The sequence below is a fragment of the Chlorobium sp. KB01 genome (assembly GCF_001975465.1).
Classification (GTDB): Bacteria; Bacteroidota; Chlorobiia; order Chlorobiales; family Chlorobiaceae; genus Chlorobium.
In genome coordinates, this window is sequence record NZ_MPJE01000098.1 from 1 (window position 1) to 16,595 (window position 16,595).

Genomic DNA, 16,595 nt, shown 5'->3' on the forward strand with positions numbered 1-16,595 from the left:
CAGTGCTGTAGTAATATACGCTTTTTATATTACTACCCACTTCACACAGCGAAGAGCCTATTTTTTCCTCCATTGCAGTAAAATAAGCATTTCTGTATTTCACCCGTTCCGGTTGATTTGTCATTGCATGGAACGGTTCAACACCGTTACGGTGTTACGTCAGAGTGGAGTAACAATACAGGAGAGCAATTATTATAGTCAGATTTCAAAATGCGTTACCGGTTACACAACTACTTTGGTTTTTTTTACGCGAGCCGGAGGCTCCGTGGTATGCATATTCGCCTCTTGCCGATCTTCTCGGGACTTCTTCTTCTCGGGTTTTCTTTTTTTTCTCTCTCATGCAGTTCGGGCAACAGTGCAGAGGAAAACTCGACCAAATTATACGAGCAGGCATCGGCATATAAAAACAAGGGGGAGTATCTCAAAGCGATCGACTGTTACAATAAAGGGATCGCTCTTGACAGTCTGAACATTACCTCGCCGAAAGTTGTTGCTGCATTGCAAGAGAAGAGAGCGCTTGAGGGAGTGACCGGTTCCTACTATGACGCACTGAGAACAACACTGCGTCTTGAGAAACTTCCTGAAGGAGTGCTCTCCGATTCACTTCGTAACGCAATGCTTGTAGAGAAGGCGGCCTGGCTTCGGGAGCTTGGAAGCTTTCGGGCGGCAGCTGCGTCACTTGAAAAAGTCTCTTCACCCGCACCGCAAATCCGTTTCGAGCTGGCATCGCTCTACCGGGAGATTGGTGAGTACCGAAAGGCGGCGGAGATCTATAGTGAGTTTACCGGTATGGAGCGTGACCCGGTCATTCGGATAACGGCATTGGCCGGGCAGCTTCAGTGCAAGGTTGCCGAGCCGGAGCTCAATATCGAGAGTGCTGATGCCATTGCCGGAAAGATTGCTGCGGAGTCCGGACGGGTATTTGGCATGCAGGAGGCCTTGATTGAAAGGATTCAGGCACTCCGTACAGCATCAAAAAGTTTGCAGCTCCTTCCGAACCATAAGCGTAATGCCAGCTACCTCCTCTTCAGGGCGCTTACGCTTGCCGAAGAGTCCAAAAATCAGCTGCTCGTGCAGATTCTCCGCTTTGAATCCAACGCGGTTATTGTGCGCAAACCCGACTCTTTTCGTGAGGCTGCCGAATATTTTCGACTGCAAAACTTGCCCTATGCCCGCTCAGCAGCGCTCTTTATGCTGGCTGAAAGCGACGGGATTGATGATGCAGAGAGAGTCTCATCCCTGCAGCAGGGTTTTTCTGTCAGCCGTAACAGTGCCCCCCCCTGGACGGGAGAGGCCTCTCTTCAGCTTGAAAAAAATGCCGGGAAGCGGCTTGTCGGACTTCTGCTTGAAAAATCAAGGATTTTTGAGCTCTTTGATGCTTCCGAACAGACCGGTTTTCTTGCACTTCAGCGATCAATACAGCAGGATCGGCGAAGTTTACTGCCGGGGAAAGAGCATGCGCTACTGAATGCCGAGATATGCCGGTTACAACATGAGATTTCAGGATTGCTGCAGCGCAAAGCCGATATTTTTTTTCGTGCTGAAGGCTATGAAAAAAACAGAGCTGCCGACCAGGCAATTAATATAAAAAGAGGCCGGTTGCTGGAGCTCGTTTCGAGGGTGCGCAGTATAAATCCGCGTGCGGCTGAAATCATGCGGTTTTCCCCTGAAGCGCTTCAATCTGTTCAGGGCAGGCTGAAGGATGATCAGGCGATCATAAAGCCTTTGATTTCCGACTCACTATGCGGAGTTATGCTTATCGGAAAGCGACAGCTGCAGATTGCCATAAGCAGCAGCTTTGATTCTCTGCATACCGCAGATTCATCCATACGTACGTTCAGGCGTGAATTGGCTCATGGAAATATACACCAGACAGTCGAAAAGGAGTGGTTTAGAAAAGCGTTCAGTGAATCTCTCGAGGGTTCAATTGAGGGTTATCGGCATCTGGTTATCATTTCCGCGGATCTATTTCCATTCCATATTTTGGCAGAAGGGAATCATTCCAAGGATGAAAAAAGGTATTCATATTTGCAATCCATAACAGAGTTTTCTCTGTTATCGCAGCCGTTGAAGCCGGAGATCGGGGCTTCAAAAATATATTTTTATCCTGTTGATAATGTTTCAGGAGCAAGGATACATAAACTTTTTGCCCCCCGGGACAGGATTTTTCTGCTCTGGAAAGAGTACCGTAATTCAGAGCTTGATGCACTTCGCCAACAGATAGCCCTTGCAATGCAGGGTACCCTATCTGCTTCTGAAGCAATGGTTTCTATTGCTGAAACATCTGCAGGAGGTCGTGAAATATGGCGATATGTTTCTTTATACGGTGATGATTAACCCAAAGGGATTGTTATATGCTCTCTATAGTGTTTTTTTAAGCTTTTGTTAATGCTTCTTATGGATTGCGATATATACTTTGTGGATAAAAACAGGTAAAACAATTTTTATAAAGGGAATAAATACTCTTTGTTTATTGAAAGGCGTTCAGGTTTTTTTTAAATTTACAAATATTATTGTTTGTACTTATTCTTATGTTACTCGTAATCCGGACTCATCTCTATGACGGACAAGGTATCAAGCAGTAGTGCGCTGGAGCTTATGGCAAGGGAGCTGAAGAGAGCCAGAATGGAGAGTAATCTCCCCCTTGAGGATATCAGCCGACAGATCACCATTCAGAAGAGCTATCTCGAAAATATAGAGGAGGGGGATTTCACTTTCCTCTCCAGAGCCTATATTTTTGCCTATATCAAGTCCTATGCCAGGTTTTTAGGTGTCGGCAATGATGAGATACTTGAGCAGTGCCGGAAAGATCTGCAGGTCTCCGGAGCAACTACTCGAGCTGCGACGGATGAAGGTGCTTCAGCAGAGAATCAGAAACAGAGCAGAATCACTGCCGAATATCCTTCGGAAGTCCGGATTCAGAAATCATTGGTTTCATGGAAAACGCTCACGGTATTGATTGTTCTCATTGCAGTGGCTGTTCTTGCCGCTCTTTATTTTTCCGGTAATTTCCAGTTGTCCGTAACTCCGGCTCCGACTCCGGTTGCTATGCCATCGCCAGCGGTGGAGGATACCGTTGCGGTTGCCGAGCAGATCGTTGATTCTCTTGCAATCAAAAGTGACGATACATCAAACCCCGCTGTGGATCGCGAACGCCCTTCTCCTCCGGAAATCCAGACTTCGCCGGCTACGCCTGCATCTTCGGAACGTCCGGCTCCTCCGCAGCCTCCCGTCCGTCGGGAAGCCCCTGCTGCCGAGGAACCCGCTGTTTCCCGGTAGACAGTCAATGAGCACTGAAGAATTTGGACGTTAGTGGTCAATGTATATGGTGGAGAGTAGTGGACTGAAGTGGAAGGGGAAAATTGAATCTTGTTCATCGCCTCTTTTTTCTTTTATCAGTCCCATTTGTCCTATACCTCCTGTTCACCTCTGCCTTAACTCCTTTTGGTCCTTTTATTGTGGACAAAAACCCCTGCCATTTCCACTCTTCCTGTTTTTTCTCCCGCCAGTTGTTCCTGCTTTTTTTTGAAATAAGATAAAAAGAGTCTAATTAATGGAATTAATAGTACCGTTTTACCATTTCTTAATGCATATTCATGACTGGGCATAAAATAGTAATGCAGGATGCAGCGCTCAGGGGTATAATGTAATGGATGGCGGGCGGTGGTGTGATCCTGTGTTTGTTATCTATGCCGTTCGGTGTTCTGCTTTTCATGATGGGACTTTTCGCCTGTGCCGGTTGCACTCCTTGTTGTGATAAAGAGCGTATATTGGCTATTATTAGCATCAATCAACCACGGCCAAGGCCGTAACCACGAATATTGAAGTATTATGGCAGACATGAAGGTTTATTTTGATCACAATGCCACAACTCCGCTGCATCCGGAGGTGAAAAAAGAGATGATTGCGGCCATGGAGATGTTCGGTAATCCTTCGAGCATGCACACATACGGACGTGAAGCACGGGCAAATGTTGAGGCGTCACGCAGGAAAGTGGCTGAATTTATCGGGGCGCACGATGAGGAGATTATTTTTGTCGGCAGCGGGTCCGAGGCAAACAATACCGTGCTTTCACTCTTTGTCTGTGCGACGAATCAGTGTGTAGGCGGTTGCGGGATGCGCAGTACGATTATTACCACGAGAATCGAACACCCCTGTGTGCTTGAAACGGCTGAATGTCTTGCACACCGCGGGGCACATGTCAAATATCTTGATGTTGACCGTTACGGCAAAATCGATCTCGATCAGCTCCAGGGTATGCTTGGTGATGATGTCGGTCTGGTTTCGGTTATGATGGCAAACAATGAGATCGGCACCCTGCAGGATATTGAAGCGATTACCAAAATGGTTCATGCAAGCGGTGCCTATATGCATACTGATGCCGTTCAGGCAGTAGGGAAAGTGCCAGTTGATGTCCGCAGGCTCGGAGTGGATTTTCTGACTATTTCAGGTCACAAGATATATGGGCCTAAAGGTGTCGGTGCTCTTTTTGTGAAAAAAGGAGTCTCCTACTGCCCGCTGATCCGGGGCGGTCATCAGGAGAGGGGCCGGAGGGCCGGAACAGAAAATACCCTCGGCATTCTCGGCCTCGGCCGTGCTGTAGAGATGAGAGCGCTTGAAATGACGGAGGAGCACAATCGGATGGTTCAGCTTAAAACAGCCCTGAAAGAGGGGATAGAAGCGCGTATTGACGATATCTCTATCAATGGTCACCCGACAGACTCTCTTGCAGGAACGCTTAATGTCTCTTTTGAAGGCGTGGAGGGCGAAGCAGTTCTGCTCTATCTGGATCTGGAAGGCATAGCCGTCTCAACAGGATCAGCCTGCGCATCGGGTTCTCTTGACCCTTCCCATGTTCTTCTTGCTACCGGTGTGGATGCCGAGCGTGCGCACGGCTCAATACGGTTCAGTATGGGACGGGAGAGTACGATGCAGGAGGTGGATTATCTTCTTGACGTATTACCAGGAACAATTAACAAAATAAGAAACATGTCAACGGCATATATAAAAGGAGGAGTGCATGCTGCAAGCAGGTGAGTGGGCATATAGCGATACGCTGAAGGAACATTTCATGAACCCTAAGAATATTTTGCAGGGTGAGAATACCGATGATTTCGATGGTGTAGGTATGGAAGGCAACCTGCAGTGCGGGGATCAGATGATGGTGGTCATAAAGGTAGACCGCGAAAAAGATGTGATCACCGACTGTCAGTGGAAAACATACGGTTGTGCAAGTGCAATTGCCAGCACTTCGGTTCTTTCCGAGATGGTCAAGGGTCGGACGCTTGACCAGGCATTCAATATCTCCCCGAAAGAGGTTGCCCTGGAGCTTGGCGGTCTTCCGGATAACAAGATTCACTGCTCGGTGCTTGGTGACAAGGCTCTGCGGGCAGCCATCAACGACTACTATACCCGTAACGGCATGACCGACAAGGTCAAGAAGGCGGATGTTAAGGTGATATGCCAGTGCATGAATGTTACCGATCACGATATTGAGGATGCTGTGCTTGAAGGTGCCCGTACCTATCTGGAGCTGCAGGAACACACCAAACTTGGAACGGTATGCGGCCAATGCAAGGATGAAGCTGAACTGCTGCTTGAAAAGTTCAAGCATATCCATTTTGGTGTCTGAATGAAAGGAGCGTATCATCCGTAAAGATTGAGCTGGAGAACAAGAGGTAAAAACAGGGAAGCAAAGTGCCATCTCCTGTTTTTGCCTCTCTTCGCTTGTATTGCCAGGCCATTCCATGCTGATACCGGAACAGAGAAGTCATGACGCAACGATGGAGAAAAACGCTCTCATTTTCCGCAGCCCTCCCGTTAACAGCATTTCTTCTCAATTTCTGCTGGGAGTCCCTGCACGGACTGCTGTTTGAGGCACACCCCGGAATGCCGGCAGGCGAGTATGTTCCGATGATGCTCTTTATGGCGTTGATGGATACACTCGGCATCGTCGCACTCTATCTGTTTACCGCTCTTATTGCCCGTCGATGGAGCTGGCAGTGCATTTGGCGCAACAACGCCATTTTTTTTCTTTCCGCTCTTGCTGCGGCATTCACTATTGAGTATATCAGTATCAATGTGCTGCATCTCTGGCACTACCGAACGGCAATGCCTGTGATGTTCGGGGTCGGTTTGCTGCCCCTTGTTCAGCTCGCCCTTACCGGACTCTTGTCTGTTTTTGTGGCCGGACGGCTTGCATCAAACAGCTGAGGGCCTTTTCCGGATGGCGCGAAGGGCCTATTGTTGTTCTGACAGAACATTTTATCAATGAGAAATACGAATCATGAGCACTGAGCGGAGTAACCGTTTCTATATTCACACTTTCGGGTGTCAAATGAATCAGGCTGACTCAGCTATTATGGCAGCGCTGCTGGTAGAGGATGGCTATGTTCCGGCAGAGAGCGAGGGTGAGGCGGGGATTATACTGCTCAATACCTGTGCGGTTCGCGAAAATGCGGTCGAGCGCATTGAGCACTACCTCCAGCATCTCCTTGGAATGAAACGAAAACAGAAGGATCTGATTCTCGGTGTTGCCGGCTGTATTCCCCAGTATCAGCGTGAGGAGATGTTTTCAATGTCTCCGGCGATTGATTTTCTTGCCGGTCCGGATACCTATCGTTCACTACCCCTGCTTATCAGTCAGGCTCGATCGGGAAAGAGAGCTTCATCGCTGGAGTTCAACCCGGCTGAGACCTATGAGGGTATTGATCCGCGCAGGCAGGGGTTGATTACGGCCTTTGTTCCGGTTATGCGGGGATGCAATAACATGTGTGCTTACTGCGTTGTACCTTTTACCCGTGGCCGTGAACGCAGTCACACCATGAGTTCGGTTCTCGATGAGGTGCGCAAGGTTGCTGCTTCAGGATACCGGGAGATCACGCTGCTCGGGCAGAATGTCAACTCCTACTCTGCCCCTGACAGGGATATGGATTTTGCGGGATTACTTGAGGCCGTCAGTCGCCTGACGCCTGAGCTCAGGATTCGCTTTACCACCTCCCATCCAAAAGATATCTCCGAATCGCTGGTTCGCACCATAGCCCGGCGACCGAACATATGCAATCACATCCATCTGCCGGTTCAGTCCGGTTCGTCAAGGGTTCTGGGTCTTATGAACCGGGGGCACACCATAGAACAGTACCGCGAAAAAATAGCCCTTATCCGTTCGGTCATTCCCGATGTATCCCTCTCAACGGATCTCATTGCAGGCTTCTGCGGTGAAGATGAGGCCGATCACCAGTTGACACTCAAACTGCTTTCAGATATACGGTTTGATGCGGCCTATATGTTTTTCTACTCCACACGGCCCGGCACCCTCGCCGCCCGCACTTTGGAGGACGATGTTCCCGAAGCGGTCAAAAAGCGGAGGTTGCAGGAGATCATTGATCTGCAGAACGATATTTCCGGAGAACTGCTTCAGCAATCAATCGGTTCGGTGGTCGAAGTGCTTGCCGAATCTGAAAGCCGGCGCTCTGCGACGCAGCTTATGGGCCGGACGGATACAAACCGGGCGGTTGTTTTTGATCGAAAAGGCTATCAGCCGGGTGATCTTGTCAGCGTGCTGATCACGTCGGCCACATCAGCGACCATGACCGGGACTCCCGACTGACAGCCCCAGGTGTTAGGTAGGGGCAATCCCTTGTGGTTGCCCTGTAGAAGGAAATTACAGGATCTGTGGGTCCTTTTCTTTTCTGTCGGGGCTAGCTTCCAACCCTTGCAGGATTAGGGCTTTTTTATCTTGAGCCGTATTTGTAAATTGTCCCTTTGATCTCAATCATTTAACAGTCCCCCGTCGGGGCTCCGGAGAGAAGTACAGTATGTCAGATCCCGCAAGACTCGGTTTTACCGATAAAGTTAGAGCACACCTTGAGCTCCTTGATCCTGTTACCTGGATCAGTGTATTTCCCTGTCTTGCTGCAGGTGTTATGGCTTCAGGAGCCATGAAGCCGACTCTTCACGACTATCTTCTCCTTTTTGCCATCTTTCTCATGTTCGGTCCTCTTGGTACCGGTTTCAGTCAGTCGGTCAACGACTGTTTTGATCTTGAGCTTGACAGGGTCAATGAGCCAACGCGCCCGATTCCCTCTGGCCGTTTAAGTGAAAAAGAGGGGTTGTGGAACAGCATCATTGCTCTTCTTTCAGCCATCGGTCTTGGCTTGTTCCTCGGTCTGCATATTGGCGGGGTTCGTGGTATCGTGATTATCGCGTCAATTTTATCGGCACTTTTTGTAGCCTATATCTATTCAGCGCCTCCGCTTAAGCTGAAAAAAAATATTCTTACCTCAGCACCCGCCGTCGGTTTTTCCTATGGCTTTGTCTCTTTTTTATCGGCAAACGCCCTCTTCGGTGATATCCGTCCTGAAGCTGTCCTGCTCGCCAGCCTGAACTTTTTTATGGCAGTCGCATTGATTATTCTCAACGACTTCAAGTCGGCGGAAGGGGACAAGGATGGCGGTCTCAAATCGCTGACAGTCATGATCGGCGCAAGAAAAACCTTTCTGGTCTCCTTTATCATTATTGATCTTGTTTTCGCTGTGCTTGCCTACTTCTCTTTTTCAGAGGGGTTTATGATTCCTACGGTTTTTGTTCTTATCGGTCTTGTGCTCAATCTCTATCTTCAGGTGCAGCTTCTGCGTGATCCAAAAGGAGGAATCTCATTCCTGCAGGGGGCTGTTGATGACGGTTTCGGCAATGCAATCGGCAAGAGTGATGTTCAGGAGCACAATGCGTTTCTCCGCTTTCAGGTGGCAAACAACATTCTGTTTTTAATCAATAATCTTCTTATTGCCGGTATGGTCGGTATGAAATATCTGTAAGGTTGGATTGTTTTTTTACAAAGCGTGGTGGATACTGTTCAGTGATGATCGGGCTGTCTGTTTTCAATAGTAATCGTTAAAAATAATAGTGCTATGGATACTCTTCAGTCTACTTTTTTTTCGCTGCCGGTGGTATGGCACAATGCGCTGGTTACCCTGATGACCTTTGTCTATGTATTCAGTGTTCCGCCGCTGATGGACTATTTCGTAACCAACCACTCGCTTCCACGCGATATCAGCCGCAAAATCACCCACATCTGTGCCGGATCAGTTATTGTGTTTCTTCCCCTTTTTATTGACACGGACTGGTCACACTATCTGAATATTACCGTATTTGCTGTCTGGACCCTGCTTTTGATCCAGAAAGGGCTCTTTGCTGCCGATGATGACCAGGCGGTAAAAACCATGACACGAACCGGTGACAAGCGCGAGCTGCTCAAGGGTACGCTCTATTTTGTGGTGGTTGCCATGATCTGCGGAACGGTTTACTACAAACAGCCGGCAGGGGTTCTTGCCATGGCTGTTCTCGGTTGGGGAGATGGTCTCGCTCCGATTATCGGTACCCGCTTCGGCAGGTTGAAATACCGGGTACTCAGTGATAAAAGTGTTGAAGGGAGTCTTGCTTTTCTTGTAGGAAGTATTGCCGCAGGCCTTTTCTTTGTGCAGCTTATCGTGCCCGGATCGATAGCAACGGACAAAATTATACTGATTGCGGTTATTGCAACGATTGTTGAAGGTGTCAGTCCCAAAGAGGTCGACAACCTGACTATTCCGGTTGCAGTTATTGCTGCTGCCCGTTTTTTGTAAAAGCAGGATGAACGCATGACGACAGGACCGGCGAGCTATTTTATCAGCGACTTTCATGCCGGGCTGCAGGATGAAAAAACCGAGCAGCTCAAGCTTGACAACCTCGAACGACTTTTTGCCATCATCAAGGCAGAAGGTCGTTCGCTTTATATGCTTGGCGATATTTTTGATTACTGGCTGGAGTTCCGCCATGTCATTCCAAAGGGATTTACCAGATTATTTTGTTTATTGTCTGATCTTGTTCGCAGCCAGATAGAGGTCATTTATGTTGCCGGCAATCACGACTTTTTTCTCGGGCGGTACTTTGATGATGAGCTCGGCATCCGGACACTCTATGGTATGCATGAGCTTCAGATTGACGGGAGCAGATTTGTTATAGCCCATGGTGACGGACTGGGAAAAGGGGATATCGGTTACAAACTCTTTGCCCGTGTTGTCAGGAACCGCTTTAATCTTGCGCTGCTTTCCGGTTTTCAGCCCGATCTGGCAATCGGTCTGATGAAAAGGCTCTCACAGCTCAGCCGGAAGCATAAGCCTGATAACCGTGTTTTTGAAAATGCCCGGTTACTGAACTTTGCCGAACTGCTGGCAAAAGAAAAAGAGTTTGACTACTTTTTATGCGGTCACAACCATGTAAAGGGGATTACGGAGCTTGCCGGAGGCCGGAAAACCTATGTCAATCTCGGATCGTGGATTGAGGGCGGCACTCCCTATGGAGTTTTCAGGGATGGTGTGTTTCATCTTAAAGAGTTACAGAACATTAACAGTTAATATCATAGACAGTATCTACCATGAGTAATACAAACAAGGTGCTCAAGCTTGGTTTGCCGAAGGGAAGTCTCCAGGATTCGACAATCGATCTTTTTGCACATGCAGGGTTTCATTTTTCTGTCCAAAGCCGATCCTATTTTCCCTCTATAGATGACGATGAGCTGGAAGCTATTCTCATAAGGGCGCAGGAGATGGCCCACTATGTCGAACTCGGCGCCTTTGATGTAGGGCTTACCGGCAGGGATTGGATCATTGAAACGGATGCCGATGTTGTTGAGGTGGCAGATCTGGTCTATTCAAAAGCCTCCATGCGTCCGGTCCGCTGGGTGCTTGCTGTGCCTGAAAACTCGCCGATCAAGTCGGTCAAAGACCTTGAAGGCAAGCATATCGCTACTGAAGTGGTCAATATCACCAAAAAATATCTTGCAAGTAACGGTGTTACGGCCTCCGTGGAGTTCAGCTGGGGAGCTACCGAGGTCAAGCCTCCCGATCTGGCCGATGCGATTGTCGAAGTGACCGAAACAGGCTCTTCACTCAGGGCCAACAAGCTGAGGATTGTCGATACGATTCTTGAATCCAATACCAAACTGATTGCCAACAAGAGCTCATGGAACGATCCGTGGAAGCGCGAAAAGATTGAGAGTATGGCTCTCATGCTTCAGGGCGCAATTAATGCACAGGGCAAGGTCGGCCTGAAAATGAATGCCCCGAAATCAGCGCTCGACAAGATTATCGCCATTATTCCTGCCCTGCGCCAGCCGACCGTCTCTCACCTTGCTGAAGAGCAGTGGGTTGCACTTGAAGTTATTGTAACCGATAAAATCGTCCGCAAGCTTATTCCTGAGCTGAAAAGAGCCGGTGCCGAGGGTATTTTTGAGTACAATATCAATAAACTGATCGATTGAAAGGCTTTGAACGCATCATGAACTTTCAGGCTGCCCGCAAGGGCGGCCTTTTTTAACGCCCATGCTCATCTATCAGATTGCAGTGCTCTTGTCACTGCTGGCTTTTTTTGCGATCCTGCTGAGGAACCTGATCGATCTCCGGCTTATGCCCTCAAATCCCGCTTGTACCGGCCCGCTTGTTTCGGTTCTTGTGCCGGCAAGGAATGAAGCGCTTAATATAGAACGCTGTGTGCGCTCCCTGTTGATGCAGGACTACGCTGCCTTTGAAATTCTGGTACTCGATGACGGTTCAACTGATGCGACGCCTCAACTGTTGCAAACGCTTTTCGATGAGTCCGGCGGACGGCTGAGGGTGCTGCAGGGTGAGCCGCTTCCGGATGGATGGCATGGCAAGGCCTGGGCATGCCTTCAGCTCAGCCGTCAGGCAAAAGGTGATCTGCTGCTCTTTACCGATGCTGATACAAAGCATGAACCTGATGCTCTCCGCCGCTCGGTTGCAGCATTGAACTCGGAAAAGGGTGATATGCTCTCTCTTACACCCCGCCAGGAGCTCGGCTCGTTCTGGGAAGAGCTTGTTGTGCCTCTGGTTTATGTTATTCTTCTGTGTTACCTGCCGCTTCGCCTTGTCCGGACCAGCCGGAATCCCGCTTTTTGTTTTGCAAACGGCCAGTTTATTCTTTTCCGCAGGGAGTTCTATGACAGGATCAACGGTCATACGGCTGTCCGGCAGGCTCTGGCAGAAGATATAGGGCTCTGCAGGGAGGTGAAGAGAGCTGGAGGCAGGGTTGTGGCATTCAATGGTTTCGATGCGGTAAGCTGCAGGATGTACCGTTCATTCAGGGATATCTGGGAAGGGTTTTCAAAAAACCTCTATGCCTCGCTCGGTTACAGTACCCCCGGGCTCTTTCTGCTTATGACGCTGACGGCGGCATTTTACATCGCACCCTATCTCTTTTTCTTAAACGCACTGATTGCCGGCAAGTTCACAATGCTCTTGTTCTGGCTGCCTCTGACACAGATGGTTATCGCCCTGCTCTCCCGGGTCATCATTGCAAGGCTCTTCGGTCAGTCAACAGCCATGGTTTTTCTTAACCTCTTTTCGCAGCTTATCCTTATTGCTATAGCCTGGAACTCTTTCTGGATCATACAATCGGGAAGAGGAGCCAGATGGAAGGGGCGGAACTACAATTTTTCATGAGGGGGTGCAAGATTTCGGTGAAGGCGATTAATTTTTGTAAATTGCACGATTAATGTAATATGGCAATCCCTTATTCCGGGGAGAGTCTTTCAATTCAAACGAGAGCAGTGTTATGGGTTTCATATCGAAGATATTCGGAAAAAAAGAGGTAGAGCTGAAACTTCCAGCGATTAAAGAGGACATCAATGTCATAAAGACAATGGAAGGTCATCTCGATCGGGTTCTGGGTGTCAGGTTCAGCACGGATGGCAAAAAGCTTGTCAGTGGAAGCTTCGATGAGAGCGTAATGCTGTGGGATGTAGAGTCAGGAAAATCGCTTTTCACCATGAAAGGCCATGAAACATGGGTCGAGTGCATTGACTACAGTCGCGACGGAAAACGTCTGGCGAGTGGCAGTACGGACAGTACGGCAAGAATATGGGATGCCGAAACCGGCAAGTGTCTCCATGTCTGCAAAGGTCATGATACGGCAGTCCGTATGGTGGCATTCAGCCCCGACAGCAAGGTTCTTGCCAGCTGTTCCCGAGATACGACAATCCGGCTCTGGGATGTTGAAACAGGTAATGAGCTCTCCGTGTGGCGGGGTCATAAATCATATATCGAATCGCTTGCCTACAGCCATGACGGAAAGAAAATAGTCAGTTGCGGTGAGGAGCCGGTACTTAAAATCTGGGATGTGGAGAGCGGAAGAAATATCGCTAACTACCGAACCAATGATACGCTTTCGCACGCGGTTGTTTTCAGTCCTGATGATAAATTGATCGCTTTTTGCGGGCGTGATGCCAAAGTCAAGATTGTTGACGCAGCAACAGGAGAGATTCTCAAGGTACTTGAAGGACATGAAGATGCGGTGCGCAGTGTCTGTTTCAATCCGGAGGGAACGAAGGTCGCAAGTGCGGCAAATGACGAGTCGATCCGCCTCTGGGATGTAGCGACAGGCAAACAGCTGCACTCCTATCGTGGTCATACGCTTGAAGTACAGTCAGTAGATATTTCGCCTGATGGAAAAATCATCGCAAGCGGAAGTGATGATCGCAGAATAAAGCTCTGGGCTGTAGTATAATTGAGCGGTTTCTTCGGTGTTATTGCAAGGGGGTGCTCTTCAGGAGGGCATCAGGGATTTTTTTTGATTGATTCTAAAAAAGTGGGTTAAACTGCACAACTTTCTTTTTGAATTAGCTTAAAGTGAGTAAATTAATTTTCACGAAAAATAAATTCGTTTTTGAGCGCTTCATGTAGAGGTTCGCTCATTGTAACGCCAAGTTTAACTGGCAAAAATAAAAAAGAGGTAGATATGGGTACTCAGGTTGAAGGAACTGTCAAATGGTTCAACGAAGAAAAAGGTTACGGTTTTATTGAGCAGAAGGGTGGAAAAGACGTTTTTGTGCATCACAGTGCAATCAACGGCACCGGACGCAAAACGCTTATTGAAGGCCAGAAAGTTTTGATGGAAGTCACACAGGGCGCAAAAGGCCTCCAGGCTGAAAATGTAACCCCTCTCTAAAGCAGTTCTGAATCACAGGGCGGTTCTTCACATCATTTTGTTCGGGCGGTTTCGACAGTTGGTCATTTATCGGCACTCTTTGCTTGTTTTATGATGGCGGTTGTTATGCTTAACCGCATCCGGTTTTTTTACTGAAACCGGAGTTCCCGGGTTTTTGATTAAAAACACAGGGCGTAATCCATGCGCCTTGTGTTTTTTTTATTTCCGGCACATCGGGCTCAACGCTTACCCTGAAATCAAGACACGGACAAAAAGGAGTTCAGGGACTGCAACGACGAAGAGAACCTTTTGCCAAAGGGAGATCACGCAGGATCGCTTGTACAGCAATGCAACATTCGGAATATGTGCACTTCTCTTTTAACCTGAACGCTTGTAGTCGGAAATTAGCAATCACCCAGGCAGCGGCTTTAAATTACGTCATTTCGGCATGATTTGCTACGACTTTTTGAAGCGATAGTTGCTTTTTTCTGCGTGTGGCGCCTCCTTCCGCCGGTTGCTTTTGTTCGAAGATGGTTGTACGGTGTTCGAGCCGGTAGCTTTTACCGGTAAGTTTGATGACTTCGCATTTGTAGAGCAGCCGATCAAGCATCGCCGTAGCAAGAACCTCGTCGCCGAGCATCTCTGCCCACTCTTTCGGGTTTTTGTTGGTGGTAATGATGAATGATGTCTGTTCATGAAGCTGGTTGATGAGCTGGAACAGGCCGACAGCTACACTTTTTTCAAGCGGGAACATCATGATATCGTCGATAACCAGAAGATGCGCATGCACTAATCGCTTGTACTCCCTTGCAGCCGCCGTTGTAACTTCTTTGAACCTGATGGTCTGGATGAGTTCATCCATAGTCCGGAACAGTGCGTGATAACCGAGTTTGAGGGCTTCATGGCAGAGCCCGCCGGCAAGATAGCTTTTGCCTGTGCCGCTTGGCCCGATAAGGATCAGGTTGTAGTTCTGATCAAGCCAGAGCAGTTGCCGTAACTGCTGGAGCTGGACTTGGCTGATCCCGTTCTGCACTCCTGAGTCGTAATGATCAAGGTCATGGAGCAACGGCAGGTTGGCGGCTTTCCGTCGCCGTTCAAGATGAGCTTTCCGTCGACAGGAGATTTCAGTTTCGAGCAGGGTCAGCGCAAAATCGCTATAGGATGGTTCGCTTTTGCGCGCTTCTTCGAGCAGGAGATCGACGGTTCCTGCCAGCCCGGTGAGGTTGAGTTCCCGGGCGTGTTCCTGTATGGTGGTAATGGTTCTTTCCATGGTTAACAGCTGAAAATGGTTTCATAGGTGGTTATGGAACTGCTGTCTGGCACGAACGAGAGTATCCTGTTCAGGTCACTTCGGCGTGTTTTCGGGCGGATGGTGTTGAAGACCGCCGGATGACTCTGTTTTTCTTCCCGCTTTCGGTAATGGTGCAGGATATCATGGAACTCACCGGATGAAAAAAGATGATGATCGACACAGTGTGCGAGGGCATCATCTATCAGCTTCTGCGGGCATCCGCTGATGGTATTGCGTACATGCAGGAACTGGTCCCTGCTGTATCGGGGATAACGGTTGTGGATGCTTTCAAGAAACAGTTCCGCCTGTTCCTGATTGCTGAAAAGCGGCTTGAGCGAGTCCTGCAACTCTCGCCGTTTGGCGGAGGTATCGCGTCGGTGGTGGTTGTTGATCACCACGGTACCTTTGCCGCTCTTAATCGGGTGATTGGCCAGCAACCTGCCGTCATGAGCATAGAGACAAAGGGTATTCTGCCTGACTTCCAGCACAACCAGTGTCCCCGGTCCTGCATAGGTGCCGACCGGCAGGCTATAGAAATTCCCTCGATACGAGATCGTGTTGTCTTTGCGTACATGGCATTCTTTACCGACAGGGCCGGAAATCGGATAGGGTAAGGGTTCAAAAGGACGAAGATGCTGTTTCTCCACCTGCCATTCTGCCTCAGGTATCAGCCGCGTTGTGGCATGTTCTTTGGCATTGGCCGTTCGTTCAAGCCAGAGCAACGATTCCTGGTTCAGGACTTCAAGATTGACGAAGCGTCGCCCCGGCAGAAAGTTGTACTTCACATACTTGACGCCGGCCTCGATTTTCCCTTTGCTTTCAGGGTCGCTTTTCCGACAGAGATGGACCTTCAGACTGCGGTGCAACAGGTACTTCCTGAACGCCTCCGTATAAAGGATGGCGCCCCGGTTTTCATCGGAAACAATGGTTGAGTCCTGATCATAAACCAGTGTGTGCGGTATGCCCTCAAAAAAGGCAAATGCCTGTTCATGAGCCTCAAGCACAAAACGGGTTGTAATCGGTTGCTGGCTGAAGCTGACAAACTTCCTGCGGCTCCGGGAGAGCAGCATAATCATGAAGTGAACCTTCACTTTGTCTTCATCAGCACTCACCATCCAGTACTCACCGAAATCAACCTGCGCCTGCTCTCCGTAAGGAAGTTGCTCGACCGGATGATAGGCACGAGGGGTTCCTTTCGGTTTTGGAAGATCATAGGTTTTTCTGATCCACTGGACAAATGAGTAGATCGTTCGAGTCGTTACCTCCGGAAAATCCGGGTGATGCTCCTTCAGCCAGTCTTCAACTTGAGTTGCACTGCAGTCAG

The 16,595-nt window shown here is 48.9% G+C and carries 15 protein-coding genes; 13 read left to right on the top strand and 2 right to left on the bottom strand.

Annotated features, from left to right (window positions below; translation table 11 throughout):
- Positions 1–270: 270 nt before the first annotated feature.
- From BOO20_RS10165 to BOO20_RS10225, 13 genes are all read left to right on the top strand, one after another.
- Entirely contained in the window at positions 271–2,337 is a 2,067-nt protein-coding gene (locus BOO20_RS10165) for a lipopolysaccharide assembly protein LapB (RefSeq protein ID WP_144277160.1), read from the top strand.
- Positions 2,338–2,559: 222 nt separating this feature from the next.
- Positions 2,560–3,279, top strand: coding sequence for a RodZ family helix-turn-helix domain-containing protein (locus BOO20_RS10170; protein WP_083694645.1), 720 nt, complete (start codon positions 2,560–2,562; stop codon positions 3,277–3,279).
- Positions 3,280–3,831: 552 nt separating this feature from the next.
- Positions 3,832–5,037, top strand: coding sequence for a cysteine desulfurase family protein (locus BOO20_RS10175; protein ID WP_076792476.1), 1,206 nt, complete (start codon positions 3,832–3,834; stop codon positions 5,035–5,037).
- Positions 5,021–5,632 (top strand): iron-sulfur cluster assembly scaffold protein, encoded by a 612-nt coding sequence (locus BOO20_RS10180; protein WP_076792478.1) that lies wholly within the window; start codon positions 5,021–5,023, stop codon positions 5,630–5,632. Before BOO20_RS10175 ends, BOO20_RS10180 begins: the two co-directional genes overlap by 17 nt.
- Positions 5,633–5,772: 140 nt before the next feature.
- Complete coding sequence (locus BOO20_RS10185) at positions 5,773–6,213, top strand: hypothetical protein (RefSeq protein WP_076792480.1); 441 nt, start codon at positions 5,773–5,775, stop codon at positions 6,211–6,213.
- 73 nt (positions 6,214–6,286) lie between these two features.
- Positions 6,287–7,609: a tRNA (N6-isopentenyl adenosine(37)-C2)-methylthiotransferase MiaB gene (miaB, locus tag BOO20_RS10190; protein WP_076792481.1), complete on the top strand. Its 1,323-nt coding sequence runs from the start codon at positions 6,287–6,289 to the stop codon at positions 7,607–7,609.
- A gap of 208 nt (positions 7,610–7,817) precedes the next feature.
- Complete coding sequence (locus BOO20_RS10195; protein WP_076792483.1) at positions 7,818–8,816, top strand: UbiA family prenyltransferase; 999 nt, start codon at positions 7,818–7,820, stop codon at positions 8,814–8,816.
- Between the two features lie 93 nt (positions 8,817–8,909).
- Entirely contained in the window at positions 8,910–9,623 is a 714-nt protein-coding gene (locus tag BOO20_RS10200) for a diacylglycerol/polyprenol kinase family protein (RefSeq protein ID WP_076792484.1), read from the top strand.
- A 15-nt stretch (positions 9,624–9,638) separates the two neighbouring features.
- On the top strand, positions 9,639–10,394 hold the full coding sequence (locus BOO20_RS10205; protein ID WP_076792486.1) for a UDP-2,3-diacylglucosamine diphosphatase: 756 nt from the start codon (positions 9,639–9,641) through the stop codon (positions 10,392–10,394).
- A 20-nt stretch (positions 10,395–10,414) separates the two neighbouring features.
- A complete protein-coding gene (gene hisG / locus BOO20_RS10210; RefSeq protein WP_006366621.1) occupies positions 10,415–11,299 on the top strand; it encodes an ATP phosphoribosyltransferase in 885 nt (294 codons plus the stop codon).
- Positions 11,300–11,360: 61 nt separating this feature from the next.
- Entirely contained in the window at positions 11,361–12,497 is a 1,137-nt protein-coding gene (locus tag BOO20_RS10215) for a glycosyltransferase (RefSeq protein WP_076792488.1), read from the top strand.
- 112 nt (positions 12,498–12,609) lie between these two features.
- Positions 12,610–13,560: a WD40 repeat domain-containing protein gene (locus tag BOO20_RS10220; protein ID WP_006366623.1), complete on the top strand. Its 951-nt coding sequence runs from the start codon at positions 12,610–12,612 to the stop codon at positions 13,558–13,560.
- 231 nt (positions 13,561–13,791) lie between these two features.
- Complete coding sequence (locus tag BOO20_RS10225) at positions 13,792–14,001, top strand: cold-shock protein (RefSeq protein ID WP_076792489.1); 210 nt, start codon at positions 13,792–13,794, stop codon at positions 13,999–14,001.
- Between the two features lie 412 nt (positions 14,002–14,413).
- Here BOO20_RS10225 and istB read toward each other — a convergent pair whose 3' ends face one another.
- Entirely contained in the window at positions 14,414–15,250 is an 837-nt protein-coding gene (istB, locus tag BOO20_RS10230) for an IS21-like element helper ATPase IstB (protein ID WP_076792491.1), read from the bottom strand.
- Positions 15,251–15,252: 2 nt separating this feature from the next.
- On the bottom strand, positions 15,253–16,595 hold a 1,343-nt coding region (locus BOO20_RS10235; protein ID WP_076792493.1), incomplete at its 5' end, for a DDE-type integrase/transposase/recombinase.